The sequence below is a fragment of the Aeromonas sp. YN13HZO-058 genome, assembly GCF_001921245.1.
GTDB classification, from domain to species: Bacteria; Pseudomonadota; Gammaproteobacteria; order Enterobacterales; family Aeromonadaceae; genus Aeromonas; species Aeromonas allosaccharophila.
This window is the reverse complement of the sequence record NZ_MQSY01000004.1, coordinates 25,601-49,785: the sequence shown is the minus strand read 5'-3', so window position 1 is coordinate 49,785 and position 24,185 is coordinate 25,601. Positions and strand designations below refer to the sequence as shown.

27 protein-coding genes are annotated in these 24,185 nt (G+C 52.8%); 7 read left to right on the top strand and 20 right to left on the bottom strand.

What is annotated here, in order from left to right:
* Window positions 1–76: 76 nt before the first annotated feature.
* The 4 genes from BSP75_RS00305 to BSP75_RS00290 are packed head-to-tail and all read right to left on the bottom strand — an operon-like array spanning window position 77 to window position 1,531.
* Window positions 77–535, bottom strand: coding sequence for a hypothetical protein (locus BSP75_RS00305; RefSeq protein ID WP_075111821.1), 459 nt, complete (start codon window positions 533–535; stop codon window positions 77–79).
* A 10-nt stretch (window positions 536–545) separates the two neighbouring features.
* Window positions 546–1,055: a phage regulatory CII family protein gene (locus tag BSP75_RS00300; protein WP_075111820.1), complete on the bottom strand. Its 510-nt coding sequence runs from the start codon at window positions 1,053–1,055 to the stop codon at window positions 546–548.
* Window positions 1,048–1,317, bottom strand: coding sequence for a regulator (locus BSP75_RS00295; RefSeq protein WP_075111819.1), 270 nt, complete (start codon window positions 1,315–1,317; stop codon window positions 1,048–1,050). Before BSP75_RS00295 ends, BSP75_RS00300 begins: the two co-directional genes overlap by 8 nt.
* A 25-nt stretch (window positions 1,318–1,342) precedes the next feature.
* Window positions 1,343–1,531, bottom strand: coding sequence for a Cro/CI family transcriptional regulator (locus tag BSP75_RS00290; protein ID WP_075111818.1), 189 nt, complete (start codon window positions 1,529–1,531; stop codon window positions 1,343–1,345).
* A gap of 124 nt (window positions 1,532–1,655) precedes the next feature.
* On the opposite strand from BSP75_RS00290, the gene BSP75_RS00285 reads away from it, so the two are divergent.
* The 4 genes from BSP75_RS00285 to BSP75_RS00270 all read left to right on the top strand — a co-directional run bounded on the left by BSP75_RS00285 (window position 1,656) and on the right by BSP75_RS00270 (window position 5,169).
* Window positions 1,656–2,351, top strand: coding sequence for a S24 family peptidase (locus BSP75_RS00285; protein ID WP_075111817.1), 696 nt, complete (start codon window positions 1,656–1,658; stop codon window positions 2,349–2,351).
* Between the two features lie 184 nt (window positions 2,352–2,535).
* Window positions 2,536–3,615 carry an acyltransferase gene (locus BSP75_RS00280; protein ID WP_075111816.1) on the top strand — a complete coding sequence of 360 codons (1,080 nt, stop codon included), beginning with the start codon at window positions 2,536–2,538 and terminating at the stop codon, window positions 3,613–3,615.
* A 106-nt stretch (window positions 3,616–3,721) separates the two neighbouring features.
* On the top strand, window positions 3,722–4,777 hold the full coding sequence (locus BSP75_RS00275) for a site-specific integrase (protein WP_075111815.1): 1,056 nt from the start codon (window positions 3,722–3,724) through the stop codon (window positions 4,775–4,777).
* An 83-nt stretch (window positions 4,778–4,860) separates the two neighbouring features.
* Entirely contained in the window at window positions 4,861–5,169 is a 309-nt protein-coding gene (locus BSP75_RS00270) for a hypothetical protein (protein ID WP_362858332.1), read from the top strand.
* Window positions 5,170–5,541: 372 nt separating this feature from the next.
* Here BSP75_RS00270 and BSP75_RS00265 read toward each other — a convergent pair whose 3' ends face one another.
* From BSP75_RS00265 to BSP75_RS00250, 4 genes are all read right to left on the bottom strand, one after another.
* Window positions 5,542–5,718 carry a DUF3606 domain-containing protein gene (locus BSP75_RS00265; RefSeq protein WP_021229425.1) on the bottom strand — a complete coding sequence of 59 codons (177 nt, stop codon included), beginning with the start codon at window positions 5,716–5,718 and terminating at the stop codon, window positions 5,542–5,544.
* Window positions 5,719–5,979: 261 nt separating this feature from the next.
* Window positions 5,980–6,711, bottom strand: coding sequence for a UDP-2,3-diacylglucosamine diphosphatase (lpxH, locus tag BSP75_RS00260; protein ID WP_075111813.1), 732 nt, complete (start codon window positions 6,709–6,711; stop codon window positions 5,980–5,982).
* Window positions 6,708–7,499 (bottom strand): DUF4269 domain-containing protein, encoded by a 792-nt coding sequence (locus BSP75_RS00255; RefSeq protein ID WP_075111812.1) that lies wholly within the window; start codon window positions 7,497–7,499, stop codon window positions 6,708–6,710. The genes lpxH and BSP75_RS00255 overlap by 4 nt, the downstream gene beginning before the upstream one ends.
* Entirely contained in the window at window positions 7,489–7,986 is a 498-nt protein-coding gene (locus tag BSP75_RS00250; RefSeq protein WP_042655573.1) for a peptidylprolyl isomerase, read from the bottom strand. Before BSP75_RS00250 ends, BSP75_RS00255 begins: the two co-directional genes overlap by 11 nt.
* Before the next feature lie 249 nt (window positions 7,987–8,235).
* Here BSP75_RS00250 and cysS point away from each other — a divergent pair, with 249 nt between their 5' ends.
* Window positions 8,236–9,612: a cysteine--tRNA ligase gene (gene cysS, locus BSP75_RS00245; RefSeq protein ID WP_075111811.1), complete on the top strand. Its 1,377-nt coding sequence runs from the start codon at window positions 8,236–8,238 to the stop codon at window positions 9,610–9,612.
* Between the two features lie 398 nt (window positions 9,613–10,010).
* On the opposite strand, the gene BSP75_RS00240 is transcribed toward cysS, so the two are convergent.
* From BSP75_RS00240 to BSP75_RS00235, 4 genes are read right to left on the bottom strand one after another with little or no spacing between them, the layout of a single operon-like run.
* Window positions 10,011–11,045, bottom strand: coding sequence for a radical SAM protein (locus BSP75_RS00240; RefSeq protein WP_075111810.1), 1,035 nt, complete (start codon window positions 11,043–11,045; stop codon window positions 10,011–10,013).
* 3 nt (window positions 11,046–11,048) lie between these two features.
* Window positions 11,049–11,450 (bottom strand): hypothetical protein, encoded by a 402-nt coding sequence (locus tag BSP75_RS21375; RefSeq protein ID WP_148140565.1) that lies wholly within the window; start codon window positions 11,448–11,450, stop codon window positions 11,049–11,051.
* Entirely contained in the window at window positions 11,434–11,811 is a 378-nt protein-coding gene (locus tag BSP75_RS21370; RefSeq protein WP_148140564.1) for a hypothetical protein, read from the bottom strand. The genes BSP75_RS21375 and BSP75_RS21370 overlap by 17 nt, the downstream gene beginning before the upstream one ends.
* A gap of 14 nt (window positions 11,812–11,825) precedes the next feature.
* Entirely contained in the window at window positions 11,826–14,459 is a 2,634-nt protein-coding gene (locus BSP75_RS00235) for an SMEK domain-containing protein (RefSeq protein ID WP_075111809.1), read from the bottom strand.
* Between the two features lie 1,462 nt (window positions 14,460–15,921).
* Between BSP75_RS00235 and BSP75_RS00230 the strand changes: the two genes are divergently transcribed.
* Entirely contained in the window at window positions 15,922–17,277 is a 1,356-nt protein-coding gene (locus BSP75_RS00230; RefSeq protein ID WP_075111808.1) for an 8-oxoguanine deaminase, read from the top strand.
* 159 nt (window positions 17,278–17,436) lie between these two features.
* On the opposite strand, the gene BSP75_RS00225 is transcribed toward BSP75_RS00230, so the two are convergent.
* From BSP75_RS00225 to BSP75_RS00190, 8 genes are all read right to left on the bottom strand, one after another.
* Complete coding sequence (locus BSP75_RS00225) at window positions 17,437–18,225, bottom strand: transporter substrate-binding domain-containing protein (protein WP_042655569.1); 789 nt, start codon at window positions 18,223–18,225, stop codon at window positions 17,437–17,439.
* 141 nt (window positions 18,226–18,366) lie between these two features.
* Window positions 18,367–19,110 carry a transporter substrate-binding domain-containing protein gene (locus BSP75_RS00220; RefSeq protein ID WP_075111807.1) on the bottom strand — a complete coding sequence of 248 codons (744 nt, stop codon included), beginning with the start codon at window positions 19,108–19,110 and terminating at the stop codon, window positions 18,367–18,369.
* A 129-nt stretch (window positions 19,111–19,239) separates the two neighbouring features.
* Complete coding sequence (locus BSP75_RS00215) at window positions 19,240–19,986, bottom strand: transporter substrate-binding domain-containing protein (protein WP_075111806.1); 747 nt, start codon at window positions 19,984–19,986, stop codon at window positions 19,240–19,242.
* A 71-nt stretch (window positions 19,987–20,057) separates the two neighbouring features.
* On the bottom strand, window positions 20,058–20,567 hold the full coding sequence (locus tag BSP75_RS00210) for a GDYXXLXY domain-containing protein (protein WP_075111805.1): 510 nt from the start codon (window positions 20,565–20,567) through the stop codon (window positions 20,058–20,060).
* The gene (locus tag BSP75_RS00205) at window positions 20,564–21,568 is read right to left on the bottom strand and encodes a DUF4401 domain-containing protein (RefSeq protein ID WP_075111804.1); all 1,005 of its coding nucleotides are present in this window, start codon (window positions 21,566–21,568) and stop codon (window positions 20,564–20,566) included. Before BSP75_RS00205 ends, BSP75_RS00210 begins: the two co-directional genes overlap by 4 nt.
* Window positions 21,561–22,499, bottom strand: a complete 939-nt coding sequence (locus BSP75_RS00200) for a DUF2157 domain-containing protein (RefSeq protein WP_058053786.1) — start codon at window positions 22,497–22,499, stop codon at window positions 21,561–21,563. The genes BSP75_RS00205 and BSP75_RS00200 overlap by 8 nt, the downstream gene beginning before the upstream one ends.
* Before the next feature lie 164 nt (window positions 22,500–22,663).
* Complete coding sequence (locus BSP75_RS00195; RefSeq protein WP_058053785.1) at window positions 22,664–23,221, bottom strand: TMEM165/GDT1 family protein; 558 nt, start codon at window positions 23,219–23,221, stop codon at window positions 22,664–22,666.
* Between the two features lie 259 nt (window positions 23,222–23,480).
* Entirely contained in the window at window positions 23,481–23,810 is a 330-nt protein-coding gene (locus BSP75_RS00190) for a translation initiation factor (RefSeq protein WP_075111803.1), read from the bottom strand.
* A gap of 119 nt (window positions 23,811–23,929) precedes the next feature.
* On the opposite strand from BSP75_RS00190, the gene BSP75_RS00185 reads away from it, so the two are divergent.
* Window positions 23,930–24,157: a FeoA family protein gene (locus BSP75_RS00185; protein ID WP_058053783.1), complete on the top strand. Its 228-nt coding sequence runs from the start codon at window positions 23,930–23,932 to the stop codon at window positions 24,155–24,157.
* Window positions 24,158–24,185 lie beyond the last annotated feature (28 nt).

Genomic DNA, 24,185 nt, shown 5'->3' with positions numbered 1-24,185 from the left:
GGGCGTGAATATCAAAGCGTGTTTGCATGAGGCGCTGGGGCACCCCATGCAACACGTAATTGGGACATAGCCTTTTTTATTGCCCAATAGGACGTGGGCCTTGCCCGGTCATCTGGCTTGCTGCCAGCACCGCGCGTTTCATGCGCAGCTTTGCTGCTCTCTCTTTCTTCTCCCTCTCGATATCCCGGATAGATCTGGCGACCGGTGCCGGGTGCCATACCTTGGTGTCACAGCCGCCGCGAAATTCGCTTTGGTACTCCAGTGCAATCACCGCAAGGCGGAGCACTTCGCGCTGTGCATGTGGCAATGCCGACAGCGTGGCGCTCATCAGTTCGCCCCGTGGCTGGCGGGCGATGGCACAGATGGCCGCTTTCTTGGCCTGGCCCAGTGCCAGCCAGTCGGTGTCGAGGCTCGAGCGCTTCTTGCCGAACATCTCGCGCAGCAACATGCAGCCGGCGGTGTTCATGGCCACCTGTTCCTCTGGCGTCAGGCCAGCCAAATTGCGTTGTTGATGGTCAATGCGTTGGGTTTGCATGGGTTCCCCCTTACATGGTCATGGTTTGCATCAGGATGTCTGACGCACAGGCCAGGGTCGGGACCGCTTGAAAGCGGGCCTCAATGTCGTGGATCAGGATGGCGAGTGACCCCATGGCCGAAGTGGCCACACTCACAAGGGTGTTGCGCTCAGAGCGGGTGATCCTGCCGCGGTCGGTCAGCTCCAGTGCTCGCAGGCCAATGCTGGCGATCTTGGCGTTCAGATCGATGGCCTGGTGGGGCAAGGAAGGGGCTCGATCAGCCTTGGGAATAGCCACTGCAGTGAGGCCGCACTCCAACAACAGACCATCGAACAGGGTCTCGTCCCCCTCGGTGGCGTGATAAATAGCTACCAGTTCCCGAGCGGTGAGTTGATGCGGTTGTGCCGGGTTCAGCTTGTTGCGCAATACCTGCTCACCGATACCTGCAGCGCGGGCCACTTCGGCCAAAGAATGGCTGGCGGCAAAGCGCGAGCATGCAGAGTCAAAGTGATGATGTTTGCTGCAAGTTTGCTCAAACATGGCTTTCATCCCTCTGCTTGCGCGACACTCTAGGGCGACGGACAGGTGCCGGTGCAGGTTCCAGACCCGGCTGATTCATGGCCTGTTGGGTGTAGAGCACCAGGTTGATCAGCACTTTTTCAGATCGGCCTTGCTTGGGCATGATGGGAATGCGGCCAGCTCGTACGTAGTTCTCGATCGTGCGCTGGGTCAGGCCGCTACGCTCGGAGAAGTTCTCGACGGTGCAAACCGGGGTATCAATATGGATGGGGGCGATAATCATGGATGCTTGCCTCCTGCGAGTTCAGTTACGCGCGACCTTGCGCGGTGTGATGCTGATCGGCTTTCAACTTGCCGCCGGTAAGCACTTCGATTTGGTAGGAGCGCAGCTCTGGGACTTTCTCTTTCCATTGAGAGATCGCCTGCGTCTTTACGCCCAATGCCTTTGCTAATGGGGCGATTCCCCCAAAGTGAGCTACTGCGTCTGCTGTTTTCATGGTCGATAGCACCTTGGTTAACTAACTTACGAAACTTACTTTACGATCATGAAAAGCTCGAGAGCAAGTTAATTTACCTAAAAAGTAAATCTAGTTACGTAACTTGGGGTGTAATCTCTCTTACATGAACGTAAGCGAACGCATTAAGACCCGGCGATCAGCCTGTGGGTTTACACAAGATCAGTTAGCTGCCCGAGTTGGCGTAACTCGGGTGGCTGTCAGTCATTGGGAGAGGGGAGGCGCAGAGCCAAAAGGGCGTTATCTCAATGATTTAGCCGAAGCCCTTGGCGTGACAGTGGATTGGTTGTTGACGGGAAATGGCACTGGTTCCGAAGTGTCACCCACTCAACCAATACCAGGGTTCCACAACGTCGAATCGGCGGTGATACCCCAAGGTAAGCGGATCCCTGTGATCAGCTATGTCCACGCGGGGAACTGGCGTGAGATGTGCGAGCAGGCCACTACCTTCGATGGCAATGTTGAGTATGTGACGGCCAGTGTCGACATTGGGACCTGTGGCTTTGGCCTCTGGCTACGTGGTGATTCCATGTTGCCGCAGTTCAAAGAAGGGGACTTGATCATCGTTGACCCCGACGAAGCGCCGCAACCTGGGGATTACGTCGTGGCCAAGAACGGCAGCAATGAGACCACTTTCAAAAAGTACCGGCCCCGTGGCATTGATGAGAACGGGCAAGAAGTGTTTGAACTGGTCCCCCTCAACGACGATTACCCCACCATGCACTCTGACCGGCAGCACATCCAGATCATCGGTGTGATGGTAGAACACAGAACATTTAGAAAAAGACAAACAGGGCGATAAACAGTTGGTGCAGAAATTTTTAACAATAAAAAATTTGTTATATTAAGTCAATTAAGATGACTTTAATTGTATTAATACAAAGTTGCAATCGACATGCTTGAAATTTGGGCGATAGAAAATACCAAGTGGTCTAATAATTAGAATGTTAGGTGTTTATATGGAAAATAAAAGGATTGTCCATTAAATGAAAAACCTCAATAATAAACAATCAAGAGAAGATAGTAGAATATATTTTCTTGATTATTTAAGGGTGTTTGCATTTCTTTCTGTTTTAATTGCGCACAGATATTATGAACAATTGGCTTTGTTTGCGAACAATATGGATGTTCATATAACATTGAGACTTATGGTGTCAATGTTATCTCCATTTATAGAATTTGGTGGTGCTGGTGTAATTGTTTTTTTCTTTATTTCTGGTTATATAATAACATGCGTGGCGATGAGAGAAGACTTTAATGTTTTCATTGTTAGGCGATTTTTTAGAATATATCCGCTTTACATAGTTGCAGTAATAATTGAGATGATGTTGAACCATATCTTCAAAGGGGAACCAATCCCATCATTATCAATAATATTGCCACGAATTGCTCTGCTCGGTGACTTTTGGGGGACACCTTACTCTTTAAATAATGTTGAATGGACATTAAGAATTGAGATATATTTTTATATCGTTATTGCTCTAATGCTGAAGCTAGGGCTTTTTGGATACACAAAAGTGTTGCCAATAGTATATGCAATAATCATATTATTAATCCAATACTTAGAGCCTTTCCCCCTAGCCTATGGTTGGAGTAATGGTTATGCGTCTATGTTTTTACCATTTTTATTCGTCGGTTCTTGTGTCTATTTGTGGGAAAAGGGGCTTTCAAATAAATATATTATTTTTGCGTTGAGTGTCTATGTATGGCTTTCATATCTCATAACAATGCCATCAATAAACAATAGACTGCAAAACACTCACTTTCTAACAGTCGCAATTATTCTTTTTCTAATTTGTTGGGCATTTAGAAAGAATTTCAAAAATATAACCTGGCTCGTATTTCTATCAGAGTTAACGTACTCCATTTATATATTCCATAATTGGATGATGCAATACTTTATGGATTTTGGTGGTTTTATGGGGCTTTCTATTCTTCAGTCCAATATTTTTTCTTTGTGCTCCTTGTTGGCGTTTTGCTCAATTTTCCATTTTTGTGTCGAAAAGAAATTTATAAACATCGGTGCTAGAATTACGATGAAAATCAAGGGTGATATTGAAAGATAGCAACATAAATAATGTGTTCTCTGATTTATTTACAGAGATAGTACGAGTCTTTAAATTAAAGAAATAGGTCTGTGATTGAAGCCTCATAGCCTTTGTTAAGGAGCTTATGGCTATAAGAAAACAAGTGTCTGGAAAGTGGTTGGTTGAAATATATCCAAATGGTCGTCCTGGTAAAACCAACCCCGACGCCCTTCGGATCCGCAAGCAGTTTGCTACCAAGGGGGAGGCGCTGGCATTTGAGCGCTTTGTGCTGGACCCGGACAAGGGCAAGCCTTGGCTGGAAGGACAGGGGGAACCAACCGATGGCCGGCGACTCTCCGATCTGGTCGAACTCTGGTTTGGCCGCCATGGCCAGAGTCTGCGTGATGGTGAGGCTCGTAAATCCAAGCTGCTGACAGTCTGCCACTCCCTCGGAGACCCGCTGGCGGTGAACTTCACCGCTCGCGCTTTTGCTGCCTACCGTGAAGCTCGCCTCTCGGGTGATATCACCGACCGACGCGCCATCAACCAGGAGAAGCAGGGCGTCACTCCCAATACCGTTAACCGTGAACATGCCTACCTGCGTGCTGTATTTAACGAGCTGAAAAGGCTAGGGGAGTGGCAGGGGGAAAACCCCCTCGATGGGCTACGGGCCTACAAGGTGGCTGAGGCCGAACTCGCCTTTCTCTATCCTGACGAACTCAAACGTTTGCTGGCCGCCTGCGCTGAGAGTCCAAACCCCGATCTGCTGTTGGTGGTGAAACTCTGCCTGGCCACCGGGGCACGTTGGTCTGAGGTGGAAGAGTTAACCCAGTCTCAGGTATCCCCCAACCGCATCACTTTCACCCGCACCAAGAGCAAGAAAAGCCGCAGCGTCCCCATCAGCCCCGAGCTCTATGCCCAGTTACCCAGAAAGCGCGGTCGCCTGTTCGGTGACTGTTATCGAGCCTTCGAAATGGTGGTCGAAAGGGCAGGGCTGGAACTGCCACCCGGGCAAAATACCCACGTTCTGCGCCACACCTTCGCCAGCCACTTTATGATGAATGGCGGTAACATCCTGGTGCTGCAGAAAATCCTGGGCCATTCCACCATCGCCATGACCATGCGCTATGCACACTTTGCTCCTGATCACTTGGAGGATGCTATTCGTCTAAATCCTCTTTCTGTTTGTGGTTTAGAATAATTCGGGTGGGGTTGAGGCTGAGGGTTCTGATGAAGGGAACTAGGTCTGATATCGAGTTGTGTGAAGCCCTCTCAGGGTTTTTCGTGGATAACGAAGTGGACTATCGCTACATCGCCAAAGTAGCAAAGGCATTTCCCATAGAGCATGTGGAAAAAGCGTTGTTCGAATGGGTTGCCCCTGTCTGTTACACCAACATGTTGACCCCTGTCCCTGAGATTTGGAGCGGCTTTGAAAGGGATCGGCTTTGGCTTGATATCCAGGCTCTGCTGAAAGAAGAATCCGAAGCGGGGCTTCTAAAGAAAACCACCATCAACTTGCGGCAGTTTTATCTGCGTCGGGAGTATGCCGAGGAGTGGGGAAAGCTGCAGAGAATGTTGTCAGGTGGGGGCTGAAAGTGGCGACAGAGTGGCGACAAAATTTTAAATGGGTGGTCATTTTTGGCCTTCATTGGTTTACTAACTCTTTGATTTTTATGTAAGTGCTTCTTTTCTCATAGGGCCAAATCAGATTTAAAATCCCTCGACGTTCGCGTCGTGCCGGTTCGATTCCGGCCTCGGCACCAGTTATTAAGTAAAGCAATCAAAGAGTTACGAAAGGCCACTAGAAATAGTGGCCTTTTTTTGTTTTTCCGAAATGCGGTGATTTCAAACCACAACTTCTTTCGCCAGCGTACTGGGCGCTTTGTCGGAAATAGATGCTGTTAAATAGATGTCAGAAAGAGAAAGCCCCGCGAGCGGGGCCTGGTCTGTGACGGGGTGATGCCCTCACTTCTTGAGGTGTTTTCTGATCGCCTTGCCAGAGGTGCCGACTGCTTTGACCGCCCGTTTCAGCTGGACTTCGGTGCACTCGAACATTTTGACCCACTGCTTCATCTCATAGGGATCGTTGACATTGATCTTCTTGGCATCGAACGGGTGAGCGACCGCATTGCTGTCAGGCATATAAACCTCAACTTGTTGAAATAGCTGGCGAGAAAGATGTTTCTGCCTGAGCGCCATCATCCTCTCAATTGGCAAGGGGCAAGGTGACGGGGTTCACACAACCCGGGGACTGAGGGAGGAGTGCAGGTTTGCTTTGCTGATCTGTGAGCGATCACCACTTATTCGTTCGCGCCTGATGCACAGTGAACCGGGTGGCGCGAACGACGGGGGCATGATGATGGGAGGCAGATCGCTTGGTGGGTCAACCAAACTGGCGGGCTATCAAGCCTCTGCCAGCGCCCGCATTTCCAGCCGCTGCTCGCCGGGGCGGCAGACCAGCACCGAGCCTTGCTCGAACCAGTCTCCCAGTACGATGCGGCGGGCGGGGTGGCCATCAAGGGTGAAGTCGTGGATGGCAGGTCTGTGGGTGTGGCCGTGGATCATCATCCGGCAGTCGTGGGCGCGCAGGGTGTCGTCCACCGCCGCTGGCGTCACATCCATGATGATCTGGCTCTTGTGGGCGTTCTCCATCTGGCTCTGGCCGCGCATCTTGCAGGCGATGGCCTGACGGCGGGCCAGCGGCAGCCGCAAAAAGAGCCAACGCAGCCACTTGAGCTGGGTGATGCGACGAAACTTCTGATACCCCTCATCCAGGGTGCAAAGCAGATCGCCGTGGCTGAGCAGCACCCGCTCGCCATAGAGTTCGATCACGCAGGGGTCGCCCAGCAGGGTCATCCCCGCGCGCTTGGCAAACTGCTGGCCCAGCAGAAAGTCGCGGTTGCCGTGAATAAAGTAGATGGGCACGTTCTGCTGGCTCAGGGCCAAGAAGGCGTCGGCCATCTGTTGATGGAGCGGATTGGGGTCATCGTCGCCAATCCAGAATTCGAAGAGATCCCCCAGCACATAGAGGGCATCGGCGCCGGGGGCGTCATGCTCGAGAAAGCGCACCAGTGCCGCGGTCATATCGGGCCGCTGGGCAGAGAGGTGAATGTCACTGATAAAGAGGGTGCTCATGATATGGGGGTCGGGCTCTCGGTCGAAACAGGGCAAACAGGAGTGGCAGAGATAGTGGAAAACACAGGGGACGAAGGTTGCACGACAGGCACCATCGCCGCCGCGCCAGTTGAGGTATGCATAGCGTCACGGGATGGGGGTTGCCATGACAGCTCGGCCAGATTGCGTCCCTCCAGCGTCAGCAGTGCAGCGTAAGGATCGCCCGCCAGCCCCAGCAAACGGCACATCGCCGCTTCCCCTTTCAAGCCTTGCTCAAGGCGCAGGCGTAAAACTTCGCGGTAGAAAGCATCACCAAAGCGTTCGAGCAGGGCGGCCATCAGGGTGAGGTGGCGCCAGCCGTTCAGCGTCTCGATGGGGGCGGGGGTGACGTAGAGCTCCAGCGGCCAGCTGACGATGCGGTTATTGCAACCGCTATCGGCGGCACAGGGAAAAACGCGCTCCAGCAGCCAGATATTGTCGCCCTTGGCGCTCGCCTGCCAACCTTGGTCTGCAAAAGTAGCGGCAAACGCAGCCGGATCTGGATGCTGGCAGAGAATATCGAGATCGCTGCCTGGCCGATCGAGGCCGATGGCGAGCGTGCTCACCAGCGCCAGATCGGCGCACTGCGCTGCCAGCGCATCCCACACACCGGCGGTGAGCAGGGCATGGGCCGAGCGCTGGCGTTCGTTGCCGTGGGCCAGATAGTCGAGGCGGCGCCAGTTCGCTCTGACGCTGGCGGACGCAGATGGAAAAACTGCGGCCGGGGCCGCAGTTTCATCCGTGCCGAGTTGGCAAAGATCAGTCAGCAAGGGTCACCTTGGTGATAACCACATCTTCGGTCGGCACGTCTTGATGCATGCGGCCGTAGTTACCGGTTTTGACGCCCTTGATCTTGTTGACCACGTCCATCCCGGCAGTCACTTCACCGAATACGCAGTAGCCGAAGCCCTGGGTGGTGGCGGATTTGAAGTCGAGGAAGTCGTTGTTGTTCACGTTGATGAAGAACTGGGCGCTGGCAGAGTGCGGCTCGCTGGTGCGGGCCATGGCGATGGTGCCGACCTTGTTGGACAGACCGTTGGCCGCTTCGTTCTTGATGGGAGCGCGGGTATCTTTCTCTTCAAAGCCGGGAGCATAGCCGCCGCCCTGGATCATGAAGCCGTCGATGACACGGTGGAAAATGGTGTTGTCGTAGTGACCGTCACGGCAGTATTGCAGGAAGTTGGCCACGGTTTCCGGGGCTTTTTCAGCGTTCAGGGTGAGGGTGATGTCGCCGTGATTGGTGTGCAGAGTGACCATGATATGTCCTTTCATACTTTTGAACGAAAAGTGAGCAAGCGACAGGGCGCTTGCGGGGTGTGGCATAAAGTGGTGGCAATTCTAGCCCATCAAGGGGCTGCGGCATAGTGTTGCAGAAAGTGCTGCAAAGGGCGCATCCAGTGCCAGAACATAGGCGGCAGGCGGGATTGGCCACATTTTCCGCCTCGTTTTCTGCCCTTGAACGGGGTATTATGACCAACCATTTTACTCACAGGCAGTGGTTATAAGATGCTGAAGATATACAACACACTCACTCGTCAAAAAGAAGAATTCAAACCTATCCACCCGGGCAAGGTGGGCATGTATGTGTGTGGTGTCACCATCTACGATCACTGTCATATCGGCCACGGCCGCACCTTCGTCGCCTTTGATGTGGTGGCTCGTTACCTGCGTTACGCCGGTTACGACCTCACCTACGTGCGCAACATCACCGACGTGGATGACAAGATCATCAAGCGCGCCGCTGAAACCCGCGTCACCTGTGACGACCTGACCGAGCGTCTGATTGGCGACATGCACGCCGACTTCGACGCCCTCGGCATGGTGCGCCCGGATATCGAACCGCGCGCCACCCAGCACATCAGCGAAATCATCGAACTGGTGGAAAGCCTGCTCGCCAAGGATCACGCCTACGTGGCCGATAACGGCGACGTGATGTTTATCGTCGAATCCTATGCCGACTACGGCAAGCTCTCCGGGCAGGATCTGGAGCAGCTGCAAGCCGGTGCCCGCGTTGACGTGGTCGATGCCAAGCGCAACCCGCTGGACTTCGTGCTGTGGAAGATGTCCAAGCCGGGCGAGCCGACCTGGGAAAGCCCCTGGGGCCCGGGCCGTCCTGGCTGGCACATCGAGTGCTCCGCCATGAACTCCAAGCACCTTGGCAACCACTTCGACATCCACGGCGGCGGCTCCGATCTGCAGTTCCCGCACCACGAGAACGAGATCGCCCAGTCCTGCTGCGCACACGGTGGCGACTACGTCAACACCTGGATGCACAGCGGCATGGTGATGGTGGATAAAGAGAAGATGTCCAAATCCCTTGGCAACTTCTTCACCATTCGTGACGTGCTGGCCCACTATGACGCCGAAACCGTCCGTTACTTCCTGATGTCTGGCCACTACCGCAGCCAGCTCAACTACTCGGAAGATAACCTCAAGCAAGCCCGCGCCGCGCTGGAGCGGATGTACACCGCCCTGCGCGATCTGCCGCTGGCCGCTGCTGCCGGTGGCGACGAGCAGGTGGCTCGCTTCAAAGAGGCGATGGACGACGACTTCAACACCCCGGAAGCCTACTCCGCCCTGTTCGATCTGGTGCGCGAGATCAACCGCCAGAAAGCGGAAGATATCACCGTAGCTGCCGCGCTGGGTGCCCGTCTGCGCGAGCTGGGCGCCGTGCTCGGCATCCTGCAGCAGGATCCGGACGCCTTCTTGAAGGGTGACGAAGCGGACGACGAAGTGGCCGAGATCGAGCGCCTGATCGCCGAGCGCAATCAGGCCCGTGCCGACAAGAACTGGGCTGCGGCGGATGCCGCCCGCAACCGTCTCACCGAGATGGGTATCGTACTGGAAGACAGCGCCGGCAAGACCAGCTGGCGCCGTGCGTAAGGCCGGTGGCCTGTTGTTGGCAACAGGTTGAGAAAATAAAAAAACCGCAGCCCTTGGGCTGCGGTTTTTGTTTGGGCGAGGGGGTACGAGGCTTTTTTTGATGCTTTCAGAGGTAGATCTGCATTATTACAAAGGGAATGCTGAAGTATTATCTTTATATATATATCTTGACGATTATTACCACTATCAGTTATTACTTAATAAAGTCCAGATAGGCATTATAGAGAAAGCGATAGTTAGTGCTGGGTGAATAAAAAGATGATTGTTCCATTTATACTTTAGTCATCAGCAAAAATATATCAAGTAGCTGCTGGTACGATTAATTGTTAATAGAGGTGAATGGCTTTACATAAAAAATTCCTATTTTTTCTCGGTATAATTTATTAGAGAAAATAAAGCTATCGATTTCCACAGACTACTATATGTTCAAAAATGGGGCATCCATTCATACAGTTATTTTTGTGGCTACATTCTCCACAGCGATTCGAACTAAAGTAATTACGAAAAGATTGCATGTTTTTAGATTTTGTCCATATGTCTATTAGTGATGTCTTGTCGTTAAATAGGTCACCTGATACAAGACCACTTTGAAATGAGCATGGGTACACTTTCATATCTTCAGCTATATACATTGAAAATCTTGCAGCATCACATGCATCAACCATGACCGGGCTAGATCCTGTTCTGGCAAATACTCCACTGACACAACAAGCATCAAAACCGACCTTTATTTTTCTCTCTTCTGAAGTAGCTAACTGAAAAAACTCATCGAGCTTTTTGCTATTTCTTAGCATTTTGTTTTCAAAGACTTTTCTTCCAGAAGGCTTATAATTAAGAAATATAATTGCATTGATGGTTTTCAAAAACACAGGCGGTTCTTTTAGCCAGTTTATGGCAGTGTCAATGCTGTGGGAATCTAAGATAAAGTGTAAGTTAACTTTGATACCGATATGAATCAGTTTTTTCAAACATTGTTCAGTTTCATCATATGGTGGGTATGCAGAAACAGCTACTGCTCCACAGTACTTTCTAGTTGCATTAAGAACTTCATTACTCAATCCACGGCCATTTGTTGTATAGTTTGGGACAATACCCTTTAGTCTCGTATATTCTAATATTTCTATGAAGTCCGGATGTTGATTTGGATTACCTCCACCAAGAGCGACTTGAAAAGTGCCCATATTGGCCGCTTGGTCTACAATGGTTTTATAATCACTAAGACGCATGTGAGTGCCACGATTTGTAGATGATTTGTAGCAAAATGCACATCCCTTGTCACACCAATTTGTTATAGATATATCCATTAGTTCTGGTCCATGCGGAGACCAGAATGGTTCTCTCTTGCCCTTATCTGGAATGCGAGCAAAGAAACCGGTAAGACTATTAAAAATCGTTGTATAGCCAAGATCTTTAAATCGATTCACCTTAATCATAAATCACCAGTAGTTATTATAGGCATTAATATAAAAATGTTCGGAATCGATTTCAAATATAGTCATGCAAAGCAATGATTCAGCAAAACTCCCATCGCTACTCAAGGATGACGTAACAACATTTCTCCCATTTATAATACCATCTTTAATTTTATCTATAACTTCTGGAGTAAATTCATAAGAGCCCAACAAAGCATTTGCCTCTTCTATCGTTTTTATTGAACTTCCATGATTTGTAATCGCGGAATTTAATTCGGCATACATATCACAAAAAAGTTCTCCAACAGGGCCATGTTTATCAACACCAACCGACTTAAGGAATTTATCAAGAGTAAACTCATTTTTTGATATATATACAAATGAGGTGGATGAACTGTTTGATATAAAGTCAAGCTTGATTTTCATGATGCCCCTTATTTAGTCTTGCAAGACTATCCATTACTAAATCTAATTTGTTTTCTTCATATACATCGTCAACTACTTGTGGTACCCAAGTGATGGCAAAAATGCTCTCTGCTTCTAAATCCTCATTGCTGAGAATTTTTCCATATCTAATTTCTACATAATCAGATAAACATCTATATTCAACAGAATAAAATCGCTCATATTCTTCCTTTATATTAATTGATGTTTCAAAAAATGCTTCATAAACCGAATGAAAAATTTGTTCGCCGAGTCCTCCTGTTGATACACCTAAAGATGACAAGAATTCTTCTATATTTGGCTTCCATGAAGAGGAAATAATAAACTTAACTTTATTTTTCACTGATACCCCATCCCTTATTTCATTTCACTTAAGAGTGCTTGAACTCTATCTGAATGAGATCTACGGCAAGAGTCTATAGCTGCAGTGACATTGTGACATTCTTTGTTTTTAATAAAGAAGTTGAGAGTATTCTCTCTTTGAATCCAAAATGCATGAGGCAGTAAATAAAAAACAAACGTCAATGCCAATGAGCTAATCGATAATTTGTCTTTATCACTAATTTTTTTCAAACTATCTACGAATTCACTGATATTTTCATCCCAGCTATTACGTTCATATCCTCTACTATCGCAAAACATAAATTTTAAAAAATGTTCTGACTCGGAATCACTCAGTCTACCTAAGTGCTCATTAAGAACTCCTAAGTTAAGTAACTCAGAGGTATCTCTTTTTCCAAAAAGAAACCAAGCGACAGATTGGATTGTTTTACTATTTGAACTGCTTTGTAATATTTTATTTACACGCTGAATATCATCATTAGACTGTATATCAGATGATAAGAGCGATAGATTATTTACATAATGACAAGTAAAATCATCAGATTTCTCACACATCAACAAAGCAGGTTGATTATTGTGTTTACGAGCTAGTATATAGGTATAACGGAATAGACCTTCATAGATTGGCCATTCTTTCATTCTATTAAGTATGCTAATATTTAGGCCACCTTGGGTTGTATCGACAACCACAAAATAAGCTAAAAGAAAATCTCTCATTTCATCATAGGTAAATGATATGCTTTCAATACCTATGGACATCAGTCCAGATGGTGGAACTTCTCTTCTTAATATAATATCCTCACCCACTAGTTTCTCAATTAATTCTCGCTCAACAGTTTCAAAATCAGCATTAGATACTAGAGTGAAATTTTCACTCTCATACATTTTTTGACATATTTTTCTTAGAGAACATATGGCGATTGATTTTTGCTCAATGGGGAAATTGTCAATTTTCATCTTTAGGTAATTTTCGAATAGCTCTCCCTTATATATATCTGAGACATAACCTATGTTCTTGTTTTCATATATTTCACAAAACAACCGTAGTAAAATCAAATCATTCTCTAAAAATGCCTTTGATGATTTTGATAGGTTGGCATTTATATTAAAATGTGAAAAATAATCCGTAAGCAGCTTGGACTTATTGTAATCTGACATCTCATTCCTAAGATCTTGTACTCGATAAGTGTAATCAGAGAATTGAGGAGAAAATACCCGAGTAAACTTATGATCGAAAAACTCATTCCTACAAGTAATAATAATTTTTACAAATTCATATTGGCATAATGCTTCAAGAAATACCTTTAACTCATCAACCAATCCATGAAGATCGCTGACTTCATTTATTCCATCTAAAACGATAATAAATGGTTTTTTTGATTCATTTGCAACGTTATTTAAAAGCGTAAAAAGTTCATGTAAATTATTCAAGTTTGGACAGAATCTATTGTTTGTTATATAAGAGAGCATCCTATTAGGGCTCGGGTAATGGTTTAGCAGTCTGGCGGGTATAAATATTGTGGGGATCTCAAAGTAATGAAATTGATTTTCTACTAAATCACAAACAAAATTAGTCTTTCCTTGCCCCGCCATACCTGTAATCAGAAAGATCTTAGCTTTAGCGATCCTGATTTTTTCAAGAACATCTTCTAAGTTATGGAAAATATCGCTGCCTATTGATTCCACTGCAAATTTAAAGACTGTCCAATAGTCTTTTGAATCAGTCTTTGGTGTGTATTTGTTGTGTTCATTTCTTCGCCAAGAGAACGGGGTAATTATTTCATTAAAGCCTTCAATAAGTTCTTTCTGCTGTGAAAGTCGATTATTTAGCTCTGTGAGATTCTTTGGTTCTGGTAAGTGAACAGCATCAAGGATATTTATTTCTAAGGGCTCGACCTTAGCCATTACAAGGGTGTTTTTAAATTTCTCAAGAGCAATATGTTGCAAGTCATAATCAATCTTTCTGTAAAAAAATAATGGGTTTGCAAAGTATCTAACACAATCTTTGACCTCGGAAGTTTCTACAAATACAGACGGAATATATTTTTTTGATTTCTTTTCATCGTCGATTTTTTTCTGACTCACATTTATAAATTCGCTCAGGTTCTTTCGGAAGAAAAGGTGAGAGTCAATCTTATTAAATGAAGATTCGAGATGCTGAACAATTGCTGTTAATTCTTCATTTTTTAACTCCCCTATTTTCTCTGCTAAGTCCTTATAGTCTAAAATATTTTCTTTTACATCAAAATTGATAGGTAAAGAATTTATTTCGGCATCAAGATATTTTGATTGATATGACTTTTGTTTCTCGGTGATTATATAGACGTAAAGATGATCAAAATGCTTTTCTAAATTATGCTCCTGAAACTTATTGAGTGTCTTGCAAATTTTTTGGCTAGATGGGTCTGATGTGATTTGAATAGAAGTTCGACTAGCGTCACAACCCAAGTCTACAGCTGGAAAGTGCATCTGAACTCTGTTTTGATTTTTCAGGTTTGGGCATTTTAAAACAACTGATAATATAGGGATGAGAAATTCTTCTGCTATTATATTAATGTCAAACATTCCTGTTGCATTAGAAACCTTGACTTCATATGCAAACCGCCCTAGCAGTGCGTTAATTCTTGTTAAAAGTTCTTGTTGATTCATATATATCTCAATTAAATGTAAGTGCGAATTTTTAATAAACGATAGCGATTGAAATTATTTACTTTTCCTGACTATCAAAAAAATTAGGCTGTAGGCTCGATTAGCGAAGCGTAATCGGACGTTCGAGAATAAGGTTTTATTACACGGTGAAATACTCACTATCGGATCTTCTATATACAACCGCTCCCGATAGGAATGTGTACCGCTTTCTGTTGTACCCACCATGATTTTTCATCTATGCAACCATGTCGATATCACTTCTTGCATAGGTTCAACAATCTGAGCTCGCCATGGGGTGGGCGAGGGGGTGGCTATGAGATAACAACCCGCCCGATATGTGTCCCGAATAGGCTGGTGAGTGTTACGGCGGTGCAATGCGCTGCGCTTATTGGACCCTACGCCTGTTAACTGGCCTCGGGGCGGCGGGTTGGGGGTTGCCCCCTGTTGTTCGTCGAGGTGAGCCCGTTTGTCCAGGCCGCGAGGCAGGACGCCGAGCGAGCGGCGCTGGGCCAGGGATGGCCCATCGGCGCGTGCCGTTGGACAAACGGGTGAACCGAGGGAACCCGACGCAGGAGGGCGAACAAGTGGGGGTGGCCTTTCTTTTGGTGACTTTTCTTTGGCCACGCAAAGAAAAGTCACTCGCCAAGCCGCGCAGCGGCGGCGAAACCCCGTCGAGGACGGAGTCCTCGTGTCCTGCATGGCGAAGCCATGCCAATTAGGGGGGCGATATTCCGCTATGCAATGACGTTACCGTCCCCCTCACCCTAGCCCTCTCCCGCAAGGGGAGAGGGGACGGTTACCTTGGTGCAATGCGCTCCGCTTATTGCACCCTACCGCTCACCCGCAAGGGAGAGGGGATGGTTACCGCGGACGATTACGCTTCGCTAATCGACCCTACTCGATCCAATTCGACCCGATTCGACCCGAATCGACCTTACCCATTGCCCCAGCGTCCACCGTACATGGGGGCATGGGCACACAGCTCAGGGGGCTGACAGGGACGCCCGTCGAGGGTGCAACCCTCGCACCTTGGCGCAGGGGCGGGAGGCCGGCTGGTCTCCGCTAAAGTTGCTACCGCCCCTGACTGTCGCTACCAGATTGCGCCGTTGACCATTGATCACGAGAGGGGGCCAACAGGCGCCGCTGGATATCTTACGGATTCATTGAGCGCTTAACTATGGCGACCATCACGCAACTATCAGAAACCAGAGGTTTTTTTGCGCTGGCGCACACTTTTCGAAATGGGTGATCAATCAATGGCTGTCGGGGCTCGGTACTGGCAGGGCGGCGGGGTGACGCCGCAAGGGGAGGGGCTATCACCTTGATTTAAAACGAGGATCACAGATTTTTTGCCGCTGCCGGGTAGACTGGGGCCACTGCGGTGCTGCGCCGCCTCTGGATCAGCAGACAGGGTATAACTGAGCTGGCTCACCCCTATGTATGACTGATGGAGGCGCCGGCCATGTCCGCTACCCGTATCTGGATCAAAAATCCCCTTGCCACCTTTACCCCCGAGGCCGTCGATGGTCGCGGCGGGCTGGTGATTGAAAATAATCTCATCAGCGAGGTGCTGGCGGCGGGCCAGCAGCCCGCCCGGCCGTGCGATCAGCTGTTCGATGCCCGCGACCATGTGGTGCTGCCGGGCCTTATCAATACCCATCACCACTTCTACCAGACCCTGACCCGCGCCTGGGGGCCGGTGGTCAATCAGCCGCTCTTCCCCTGGCTCAAGACCCTCTATCCGGTGTGGGCCAGATTGACGCCGGATGGGCTGGCGCTGGCGAGCAAAGTGGCGATGGCGGAGCTGCTGCTCTCCGGTTGCACCACGGCGGCGGATCACCACTACCTCTTCCCGCGCGGGATGGAGGAGTCCATCGATATTCAGGTCGAGACGGTGCGTGAGTTAGGGATGCGCGCCATGCTGACCCGCGGCTCCATGAGTCTGGGCGAAGATGAGGGTGGCTTGCCGCCGCGCCACACGGTGCAGGGGCAGCAGCAGATCCTCGATGACAGCCTGCGGCTGGTGCGCCAGTACCACCAGCGCGGCGCCGGGGCGCAGATCCAGATTGCGCTGGCCCCTTGCTCCCCCTTCTCGGTGACCGAGGAGATCATGGTGGAGAGCGCCAAGCTCGCGGCCGAGCTCGATGTTCGGCTGCACACCCATCTGGCGGAGACGCTGGATGAGGAGGCGTTCTGCCTCGAACGCTTTGGCCTACGCACCGTCGATTATCTGGAGAAGGTAGGCTGGCTTGGGGATCGCACCTGGCTGGCCCACGGCATTCACTTCAATCCGGACGAGATTGCGCGGCTGGGAGCGGCGGGCACCGGGGTGTGCCACTGTCCGGTCTCCAATATGCGGCTCGCCTCCGGCATCTGCCCGACGCTGGATCTCGAGGCGGCCGGTGCGCCGGTGGGGCTCGGGGTGGATGGGTCGGCCTCCAACGATGCCTCGAACCTGATGCAAGAAGCCCGTCAGGCGCTCTATCTGCAGCGGCTGCGCTACGGCGCCGAGCGCATCACCCCGCGCAAGGTGCTGGAGTGGGCGACCCGTGGCTCGGCCAAGTTGCTGGGGCGCGGCGATCTTGGCGAGCTGCTGCCCGGCAAGCAGGCGGATCTGGCGCTGTTCAAGCTCGATGATCTGCGCTTTAGCGGCAGTCACGATCCCGTTGCTGCGCTGATCTTGTGCGGCGCCGAGCGCGCCGATCGGGTGATGGTGGGCGGCAAGTGGCGGGTGGTGGATGGCGTTATCGAGGGGTTGGATATCGAGCAGCTTATCGCCCGCCACAAGGTAGCCGCCGCGGCGCTGGTGCGTGGTTGAATGTAAGGGACTGTGTGAGTCACCAGAAGTGGTCAACCCAAGGTGAATAGCCAAAGGAGAGTGCTCGACAACAACGCACAGGCCGTGCGCGATTGAGTGTGGCGAGCCACAAAACCGGAGGGGCCCATATCGGGCCCCTCTGTATTGGCGGTGTGCGAGCTAGTTGGTTGTCCCGGTTTTGGCCTGTTCAGTGTTGGCGGGTGCCGGTGCCGGGAAATATTTGCTGTGCAGCAGCGGGTATTCACTGCTCGCCAGCACCTGGGTCAAGCCGGTCTGGAACTCTCTGACCAGCGCATCGCTCACCGGATGGCTGAAGGCGAAGCAGAACTGCTCCGAGCTCAGCACCCACTGCTCCTTGAAACGGGCGGGGTCTAGTTTTTGCTCGACGATCAGCTGCTCCATGGTGGTCTTGTTGGTGGAGACCAGATCGACCCGGCCGGAGGTGAGCATCTTCAGCGCCTGTGCCAGCCGGTTGGCGGCCATCAGTTTGGTCTCGTCAAAGCCGTTGTTGAGCAGCAGTTGCTCCCCCACATCGGCCCGCACCGCCCCGATATTGAACGCCTTGGCATCGTCGAGCTTGGTGATGGTGATATTGCGCTCGGCCAGCCCCACCAGCACGATCTCGGCATACCCGATGGGACAGGCCCACTTGAACAGGGGATCCCGCGCCTGGGTGCGAGCGGTGGAGAAGAGCACCGCATTGGGCTTTTGGGTCAGCAGGTAGTAACCGCGCGCCCAGGGCATGATGGTGATGGGCTGCGGCGGGGTGTTGGTCTTCTGCCACACCAGTTGCAGCAGCTCGACCGCGAGGCCGGCAGGGGCGCCGCTGGCATCGGCGTAGTTGTAGGGTTTGTACTCTTCGGTGAGGTAGTGCAGTTTGCCGAGCTCAGGACTCGCCTGTGCGAGGGTGGCCAGCAGCGCCCCGGCCAATCCAATCCATGCTTTCATTTTTGCCATCCTGATCAAGGGAATATCATGCTCAAGTGTGACCAAACTGGCCGATTTCGCCAAGGCGACGGGGCATGTTTGGTAATAAAAGTGCCGGCGCTCGCTGCCATTCCGCGCCCTCTGTCGGCGGCGATCAGGGCGTTAGCGCAGCGACAGGTATTTGGTTTGCAAGGCCGAGAAATCCGCTGACGCGACGACCCGGGTCAGTGCCTGCTGGAAGAGGGCGACCTCGCTGTCAGGCACCTGACGGCTGAAGGCGTAGCAGAGCGGGGTGGTATCCAGCACGAAGGCAACATGAACGTCATCCGGCTTGAAGCCGAGCTGCTGCAGGGGTTGATAGCCCACCAGTTTGTTGGTCGCAAACAGATCGGCGCGGCCGGAGGTGAGCATTTTGGCTGCCTGGGTGAGCCGGTTGGCTTGTATCAGCGTGCGCTCATCGATACCGCGATCGAGCAGCAGTTGCTTGGAGACGGTGGCGCGCACCACCCCGATCTTGTAGTGGCCAAGCTGCGCTGCCGAGTCGAGGGTGATGTTGTCACCCTTGCGCCCCAGCAGCACAAACTCCGAATGGTCGATGGGGCAGGCCCACTTGAAGAGCGGCTCCCGCTGCGGTGTACGGGCGGCGGCAAACAGCACCACATTGGGTTTTTGTTGCAGCAGGTTGTAGCCACGGGCCCAGGGCAGAATGCGGATCGGCTGGGGCGCCACGCCGCGTGCCTGCCAGATCAGTTGCAGCAGATCGACCGACAGCCCGGTGGGCTGGCCCCGTTCGTCACTGAAGTTATAAGGGGGGGAGATTTCGCTGAGGTATTCGAGTTTGGCCGGATCCGCCTGAGCGAAGGTCGTCCACAGGAGCAGCAGGTGAATGAAGTGCCATGTTCGCACGGGAAAATCCTTGCCAATCAAAGATTTTGGTCAGTTTGACTGCTCACGGCGGGAATAGCTAGCCACCTCTATTGCATCTTTCATCCATAAAATGGGCAGCGCCTTGCTGCCCATCGGGTGAGTGAGTGCTCAGCGTACCGGCAGGTATTTGGCCTGCAATTTGCGAAACTCTTCCGAGGCGAGGGCGCGGGTCAGGGCCTGCTGAAAGAGGGTGATCTCGCTGTCGGGCACCTGACGGCTGAAGGCGTAGCAGAGCTGCTCGGCGCTCAGCACCATGGCCACGTTGAAGTCGTCGCTATTGAGCTTCAGTTCGCGGATGGCGTCATATCCCGCCAGCTTGCTGGTGGCGAGCAGATCGGCGCGACCGGAGAGCAGCATCTTCAACCCTTGCGACAGGCGGTTGGCCGAGATGATGTTGTTGTCATCCATGCCGTTGTTGAGCAGCAGTTGCTCGGCGGCGTCCGAGCGCACCGCGCTGATCTTGTACTGACTCATCTGATCCACCGAGTCGAGAGTGATGTTTTGCGCTTTGCGGCCCAGCAGGATGTACTCCGAGTAGCCGATGGGGCACACCCACTTGAAGAGATCCTCCCGCGCCTGGGTGCGGGCGGTGGAGAAGAGCACCACGTTGGGCTTCTGGGTTAGCAAGTAATAACCGCGCGCCCAGGGCAGGATGCGTACCGGCTGGGGCGCCACGCCGCTGTGTTGCCAGATCATCTGCAGCAGATCGACCGCAAGGCCGGTGGGCTGGCCTTGTGGATCGCTGAAGTTGTAGGGGGGGTACTCTTCGGTGAGGTACTCGAGCTTGCCCAGATCAGCCCGGGCCGTCGAGGCCCAGCAGAGCAGTAACAGATGACAGATCAGCCATATCCTCATTGGGAACATCCTTAGCGATCAACCTTGTATTGAGTGTGACCATGAACAGCGTAAATAGCCACTCACTGCCATTACCAGCGGGCGCGGGTCTGCCCGATGGGCTGGTAAGCCTCGTCCCGCAGCCCCACCAGCAGGGTCTTGCCATCCGCTTGCAGCCGGAATTCACCGTAGCGGGCCGCTTGATACAGATCCCCCGTGCCCTCTTCAAAGAAGTAGGCATCGGGGCCAATTTGCCACTGCCGTTCGCTCTGGTGCACCTGCAATAGCCGCTCATCGCTGGCGAGCCGATCCGGCTTGCCAGCGGCCACCAGACTGGCCACCTGATGGGCATCGAGGCGGATCACCAGGGTATCGCGGCCCTTTTCACGGGCATCGCTGCTGGCCAGCTCGCGGGCAATCTCATAGTTCAGCCGCATGTAATCCCCCTGCATCAGGGAGCGGGGATCGACCGGGGCGAGTCGCAGCAGCACCACTTCGCCGCTGCTCATGGCGCGCTCATAGCGCCAGACGGTGGCATTGATGCCCGCCAGGATGGCCAGGCCGCTCAGCAACAGGGCGAGTTGTCGGGTGACGGGTTTCATGAATCGCTCCTTGCCGCGAAGGTGGTGAGCAGCTGGCGGGCACCCAGCAGCAGGAGACCTGAGCCCAGCAGCAGCCAGGATTTGGTCATCAGGGTGAGCCCCAGATCGTAGTAATAGAGCGAGCCATAGCCGAGCAGCAGCAGGGCTGAGAGGGTCATCAGCCCCAGACTGCCGGCATAGAAGCCGAGGATCAGCACCAGTGCGCCCGCCCCCATGCCGGGGATGATGGCGCTGATCAGCACCAGTGGCAGGCCAAACAGCAGGGGGAGCTTGAGTTTCACCATCACCGCCAGCAACAGGGCGGCGCAGAGCAACGGATTGAGCCAAAGTGGCAGGCGCGACAGCCCCAGCTCGTCCAGCATGCTGCTGCCGCTATCCCACAGCGGTTGGTGCAGACGCCCCAGCACCAGCAGCGAGAGGGCCAGCCCCAGGGTGATGGAGTGGTAGAGCTGGTGGCGCTCTGGATCCCTATCTGCCCGCAGCCAGCAGAAGGTGATGGCCGCCATCACCAGTGGCAGCGCCAGCAGTTGCAGCCCGAGGCAGGCGAGGCCAAGGGTGAGCAGCAGGGCCGCCGCCACGCTGTGAAACAGCCGCACCAGCCAGTGATCGAACAGCACGGCGATGGCGAGCGACAGCAGGCACAGACCGAACCAGAGCAGGGCGTGATGGAGATCCAGTTGATCGAGCAGGCCATAGAGCAGCCAGGCATCGGCCGCCAGGGTGAGTGCCAGCACGAACTGATCCCAGAGATCGCCGCGCTGGCTGCGGTTGAGGGCATACGCCCCCGCCAGCAGCACGGCCCCCAGCAGCAGGGCGCTGTTGGCCTCGTGGGTCAGCTGTTCGAAGGTGAGAAACAGGAAAAAGAGCAGGAACAGGGCGGCAATCCAGCCCACCAGCCCCAGCATAAAACGGCTCGACCAGTGGGGCTGGGTGTCACGGGGCATTTCCCCTTCCACCAGATTGGCCTGTTGTAGCGCTTGCCAAAGGGTCAGATCACTCATGAGACCTCCGTTGTTGTTGCAGCCAGCGGGCGGCGGTGACAGAAAGGCCGATGGCGATCAGGCTCAGCAGCAAAAAGCCGTTGATGTCGGGTTCCATCCATTTACCGAGGGTGGCGAGGATGACGGCAATCAGACTGAGGCACCCCATGGCGAGTCCGGCGATAAATCTGTGGTGCCACAGGGCATAGGCCGCGGCGAGCCAGCCAAACCAGAGCGGCCACACCAGCGGGGAGGCGGCATCAAACAGCGCCAGCAGGGTGAGCAGGGTGGCCCCCAGACCCGCAGCCAGACCCGCCAGCCAGCTTGGCATCAGGCGCCAGCGGGCCGGTGCCAGCAGAAGCAGACCCCAGAGGGCGGCGTTGAGCAGGGTAAGGCACCAGCCCAGACCCTCTTCATCGAAGGTAAAGAAGAGTGCGAACAGGCCGAGCCGCCAGTAGAGCACCAGCGCCAGCTGGCCGAGCAACCAGCTTAAGGTCCAGAGCAGCGGGCTTTGGCCAAATACCGCCAGTGGCACCAGCATCAGCGCCCAGGTAGCGAACAGCTGCCAGGGATCGGCACCGGTCTGGTAGGTCTGGCCCACCAGCGCCAGCAGGGCGCCGATATTGAGGGCGACAGCAAGCAGCAGCGCCTGACGGGGAGTATCCCCCAGCGGTTTGCGCCACAGCAGAAGCAGCATGGCGAGCAGTGGCGCCTCCAGCAGGGCGAGGCGGGAGACCCGGCCCAGCTCTTGCCAGTTGAAGGCGACGAAGAAGACCAGTCCGGCCCCGATGCAGAGGGCGCCGAGCCAGAGCAGCAGCCGGTCAAACAGCCACTGCCAGCGCGCCGGAGGGGGGGGCAGATCGGTGAGGGTCAGGGCGTCCGCCAGCTTCTCTGGTGCCAGCCGTCCTTGTTTGACCCATTCGAGTAGCGTCTCTCTTGATACGTTGTGCATGGGGGGACTCCACGAGGTTTGCCCCATTATGGCATGAGGCACCCGCAACCGTGCACTGCCCCTTGGCTCTAAGGCTGGTGGTTGCGACAGCGGGTTACGCAACAGACAAAGCAGCAAACAAAAAAGCCCTCCGAGGTGGAGGGCTTGGTCAGCGGAAAAGGCGATCAGGCAAAGATCAGGGTGCTCACCCCGAGGCCGACGAAGAGGATGGCGCAGGCGATGCGGATCCCCTTGAGCGGCAGCTTGTCTGCCCCCAGCTTGCCGATCAGCACCACAGGCACGTTGGCCAGCATCATGCCGAGGGTGGTGCCGGTAATGACTTGCACCAGCGAGTCATACTTGGCGGCCAGCAGCACGGTGGCGATCTGGGTCTTGTCACCGATCTCGGCGATGAAGAAGAGCACGAAGGTGGCCATAAAGGGGCCGTATTTATCCAGCGAGCTCTCCTCGTCATCCATCTTGTCCGGCACCAAAATCCAGATAGCCATGGCGATAAAGGCGATGGCGACCAGATAGGTCATTATCTTGGGATCGAGCCAGCGGCTGATGAACTCGCCAATCCAGGCGGCGCCCGCATGGTTGAGCAGGGTTGCCGCCAGCATGCCGGCGATGATGGGCCAGGGCTTGCGAAAACGGCAGATGAGCAGCAACGCCAACAGCTGGGTTTTATCGCCGATTTCGGCAATGGCAACGCTGAGGGTTGAGGTTAACAAGGCTTCCATAAAGATGACCGGGGGACGGAATTGTTATAAACCAAAGACAAGCCTGCGCCATCCGTCCCCGGTATTGGCACTGGCCCGTCAAAGGTCTTGTCAAATCCACGACTGGCATGGATCACCCTGACCATGGTGAGTTGGCACCAAGTATGTTGATCAGGGTCGCAAACCGGTATTCATGCAAAGGATGGAACCGGCGTGCGAGACTACTCCCCCTCGATGGGAGCGGGCATTCTAGGGAAAAACCGCATGGGTGACAAGGGGATCAGCCCCCCACCAGCTTGACGCTGAAACCGGCTTTCTCCAGCTCGGCCTTGATCAGGTCCCGTTTATCCCCCTGGATCTCGATCACCCCCTCTTTGATACCGCCACCGGTGCCGCATTTTTTCTTGAGCAGAGTCGCCATGGCTTTCTGCTGATCGGCGGGTACGCCATGAATGGTGATCACCCCGGCGCCCTTGCGCCCCTTGGTCTCGCGGCGAATGCGCACGGTGCCGTCGGTGGGGAAGGGGGAGGCGGATTGGGGAGCACTCTGCTCCTTGAGCATGCCGCCATCCGTGCTGTAAACGAGGCGGCTGTTGTTGTCGTGACTCATGGCAATACTTTATCGGTTAGCTAAGCGGAGTTTGATTTTACTCAAATAAAAGTTGAAGACACAGCTTATAATGCCCCAAGTAAAAGCGAATTATTATTGTTTAACTTCAGGAGTCAGTCATGGTACTCACGCAGTTGTCGCCGGGACAGAGTGCTCGCATCAAGAATATGAACCAGTTGGCACGGCCGCTGCGTCGCAAGCTGATGGTGATGGGCCTGCTGCCCCAGACTGAAGTCATCTATCTGCGCTCCGCCCCCTTGGGGGACCCGCTCCAGATCCAGTGCCAGGGGATCTGCCTCTCCATGCAAAAGAGTCTGGCACAGCAAATCGAGGTCGAGCTGGTATGAAACACACCTCACAAAACAATCGTCTTGG

Bases quoted from the DNA above. Each gene is read 5' to 3' on its own strand.
- BSP75_RS00285 (WP_075111817.1), top strand. From the start codon at position 1,656: ATGAACGTAAGCGAACGCATTAAGACCCGGCGATCAGCCTGTGGGTTT.
- BSP75_RS00250 (WP_042655573.1), bottom strand. From the start codon at position 7,986: ATGGTCACTCTGCACACCAATCACGGCGACATCACCCTCACCCTGAAC.
- BSP75_RS00205 (WP_075111804.1), bottom strand. From the start codon at position 21,568: ATGAGTGATCTGACCCTTTGGCAAGCGCTACAACAGGCCAATCTGGTG.
- BSP75_RS00200 (WP_058053786.1), bottom strand. From the start codon at position 22,499: ATGCACAACGTATCAAGAGAGACGCTACTCGAATGGGTCAAACAAGGA.
- BSP75_RS00290 (WP_075111818.1), bottom strand. From the start codon at position 1,531: ATGAAAACAGCAGACGCAGTAGCTCACTTTGGGGGAATCGCCCCATTA.
- BSP75_RS21375 (WP_148140565.1), bottom strand. From the start codon at position 11,450: ATGAAAATCAAGCTTGACTTTATATCAAACAGTTCATCCACCTCATTT.
- BSP75_RS00190 (WP_075111803.1), bottom strand. From the start codon at position 23,810: ATGAGTCACGACAACAACAGCCGCCTCGTTTACAGCACGGATGGCGGC.
- cysS (WP_075111811.1), top strand. From the start codon at position 8,236: ATGCTGAAGATATACAACACACTCACTCGTCAAAAAGAAGAATTCAAA.
- BSP75_RS00280 (WP_075111816.1), top strand. From the start codon at position 2,536: ATGAAAAACCTCAATAATAAACAATCAAGAGAAGATAGTAGAATATAT.
- BSP75_RS00300 (WP_075111820.1), bottom strand. From the start codon at position 1,055: ATGTTTGAGCAAACTTGCAGCAAACATCATCACTTTGACTCTGCATGC.
- BSP75_RS00195 (WP_058053785.1), bottom strand. From the start codon at position 23,221: ATGGAAGCCTTGTTAACCTCAACCCTCAGCGTTGCCATTGCCGAAATC.
- BSP75_RS00210 (WP_075111805.1), bottom strand. From the start codon at position 20,567: ATGAAACCCGTCACCCGACAACTCGCCCTGTTGCTGAGCGGCCTGGCC.
- BSP75_RS00185 (WP_058053783.1), top strand. From the start codon at position 23,930: ATGGTACTCACGCAGTTGTCGCCGGGACAGAGTGCTCGCATCAAGAAT.
- BSP75_RS00225 (WP_042655569.1), bottom strand. From the start codon at position 18,225: ATGAAAGCATGGATTGGATTGGCCGGGGCGCTGCTGGCCACCCTCGCA.
- BSP75_RS00275 (WP_075111815.1), top strand. From the start codon at position 3,722: ATGGCTATAAGAAAACAAGTGTCTGGAAAGTGGTTGGTTGAAATATAT.
- BSP75_RS00240 (WP_075111810.1), bottom strand. From the start codon at position 11,045: ATGATTAAGGTGAATCGATTTAAAGATCTTGGCTATACAACGATTTTT.
- BSP75_RS00295 (WP_075111819.1), bottom strand. From the start codon at position 1,317: ATGATTATCGCCCCCATCCATATTGATACCCCGGTTTGCACCGTCGAG.
- BSP75_RS00230 (WP_075111808.1), top strand. From the start codon at position 15,922: ATGTCCGCTACCCGTATCTGGATCAAAAATCCCCTTGCCACCTTTACC.
- BSP75_RS00265 (WP_021229425.1), bottom strand. From the start codon at position 5,718: ATGCCTGACAGCAATGCGGTCGCTCACCCGTTCGATGCCAAGAAGATC.
- lpxH (WP_075111813.1), bottom strand. From the start codon at position 6,711: ATGAGCACCCTCTTTATCAGTGACATTCACCTCTCTGCCCAGCGGCCC.
- BSP75_RS00215 (WP_075111806.1), bottom strand. From the start codon at position 19,986: ATGAGGATATGGCTGATCTGTCATCTGTTACTGCTCTGCTGGGCCTCG.
- BSP75_RS00235 (WP_075111809.1), bottom strand. From the start codon at position 14,459: ATGAATCAACAAGAACTTTTAACAAGAATTAACGCACTGCTAGGGCGG.
- BSP75_RS00305 (WP_075111821.1), bottom strand. From the start codon at position 535: ATGCAAACCCAACGCATTGACCATCAACAACGCAATTTGGCTGGCCTG.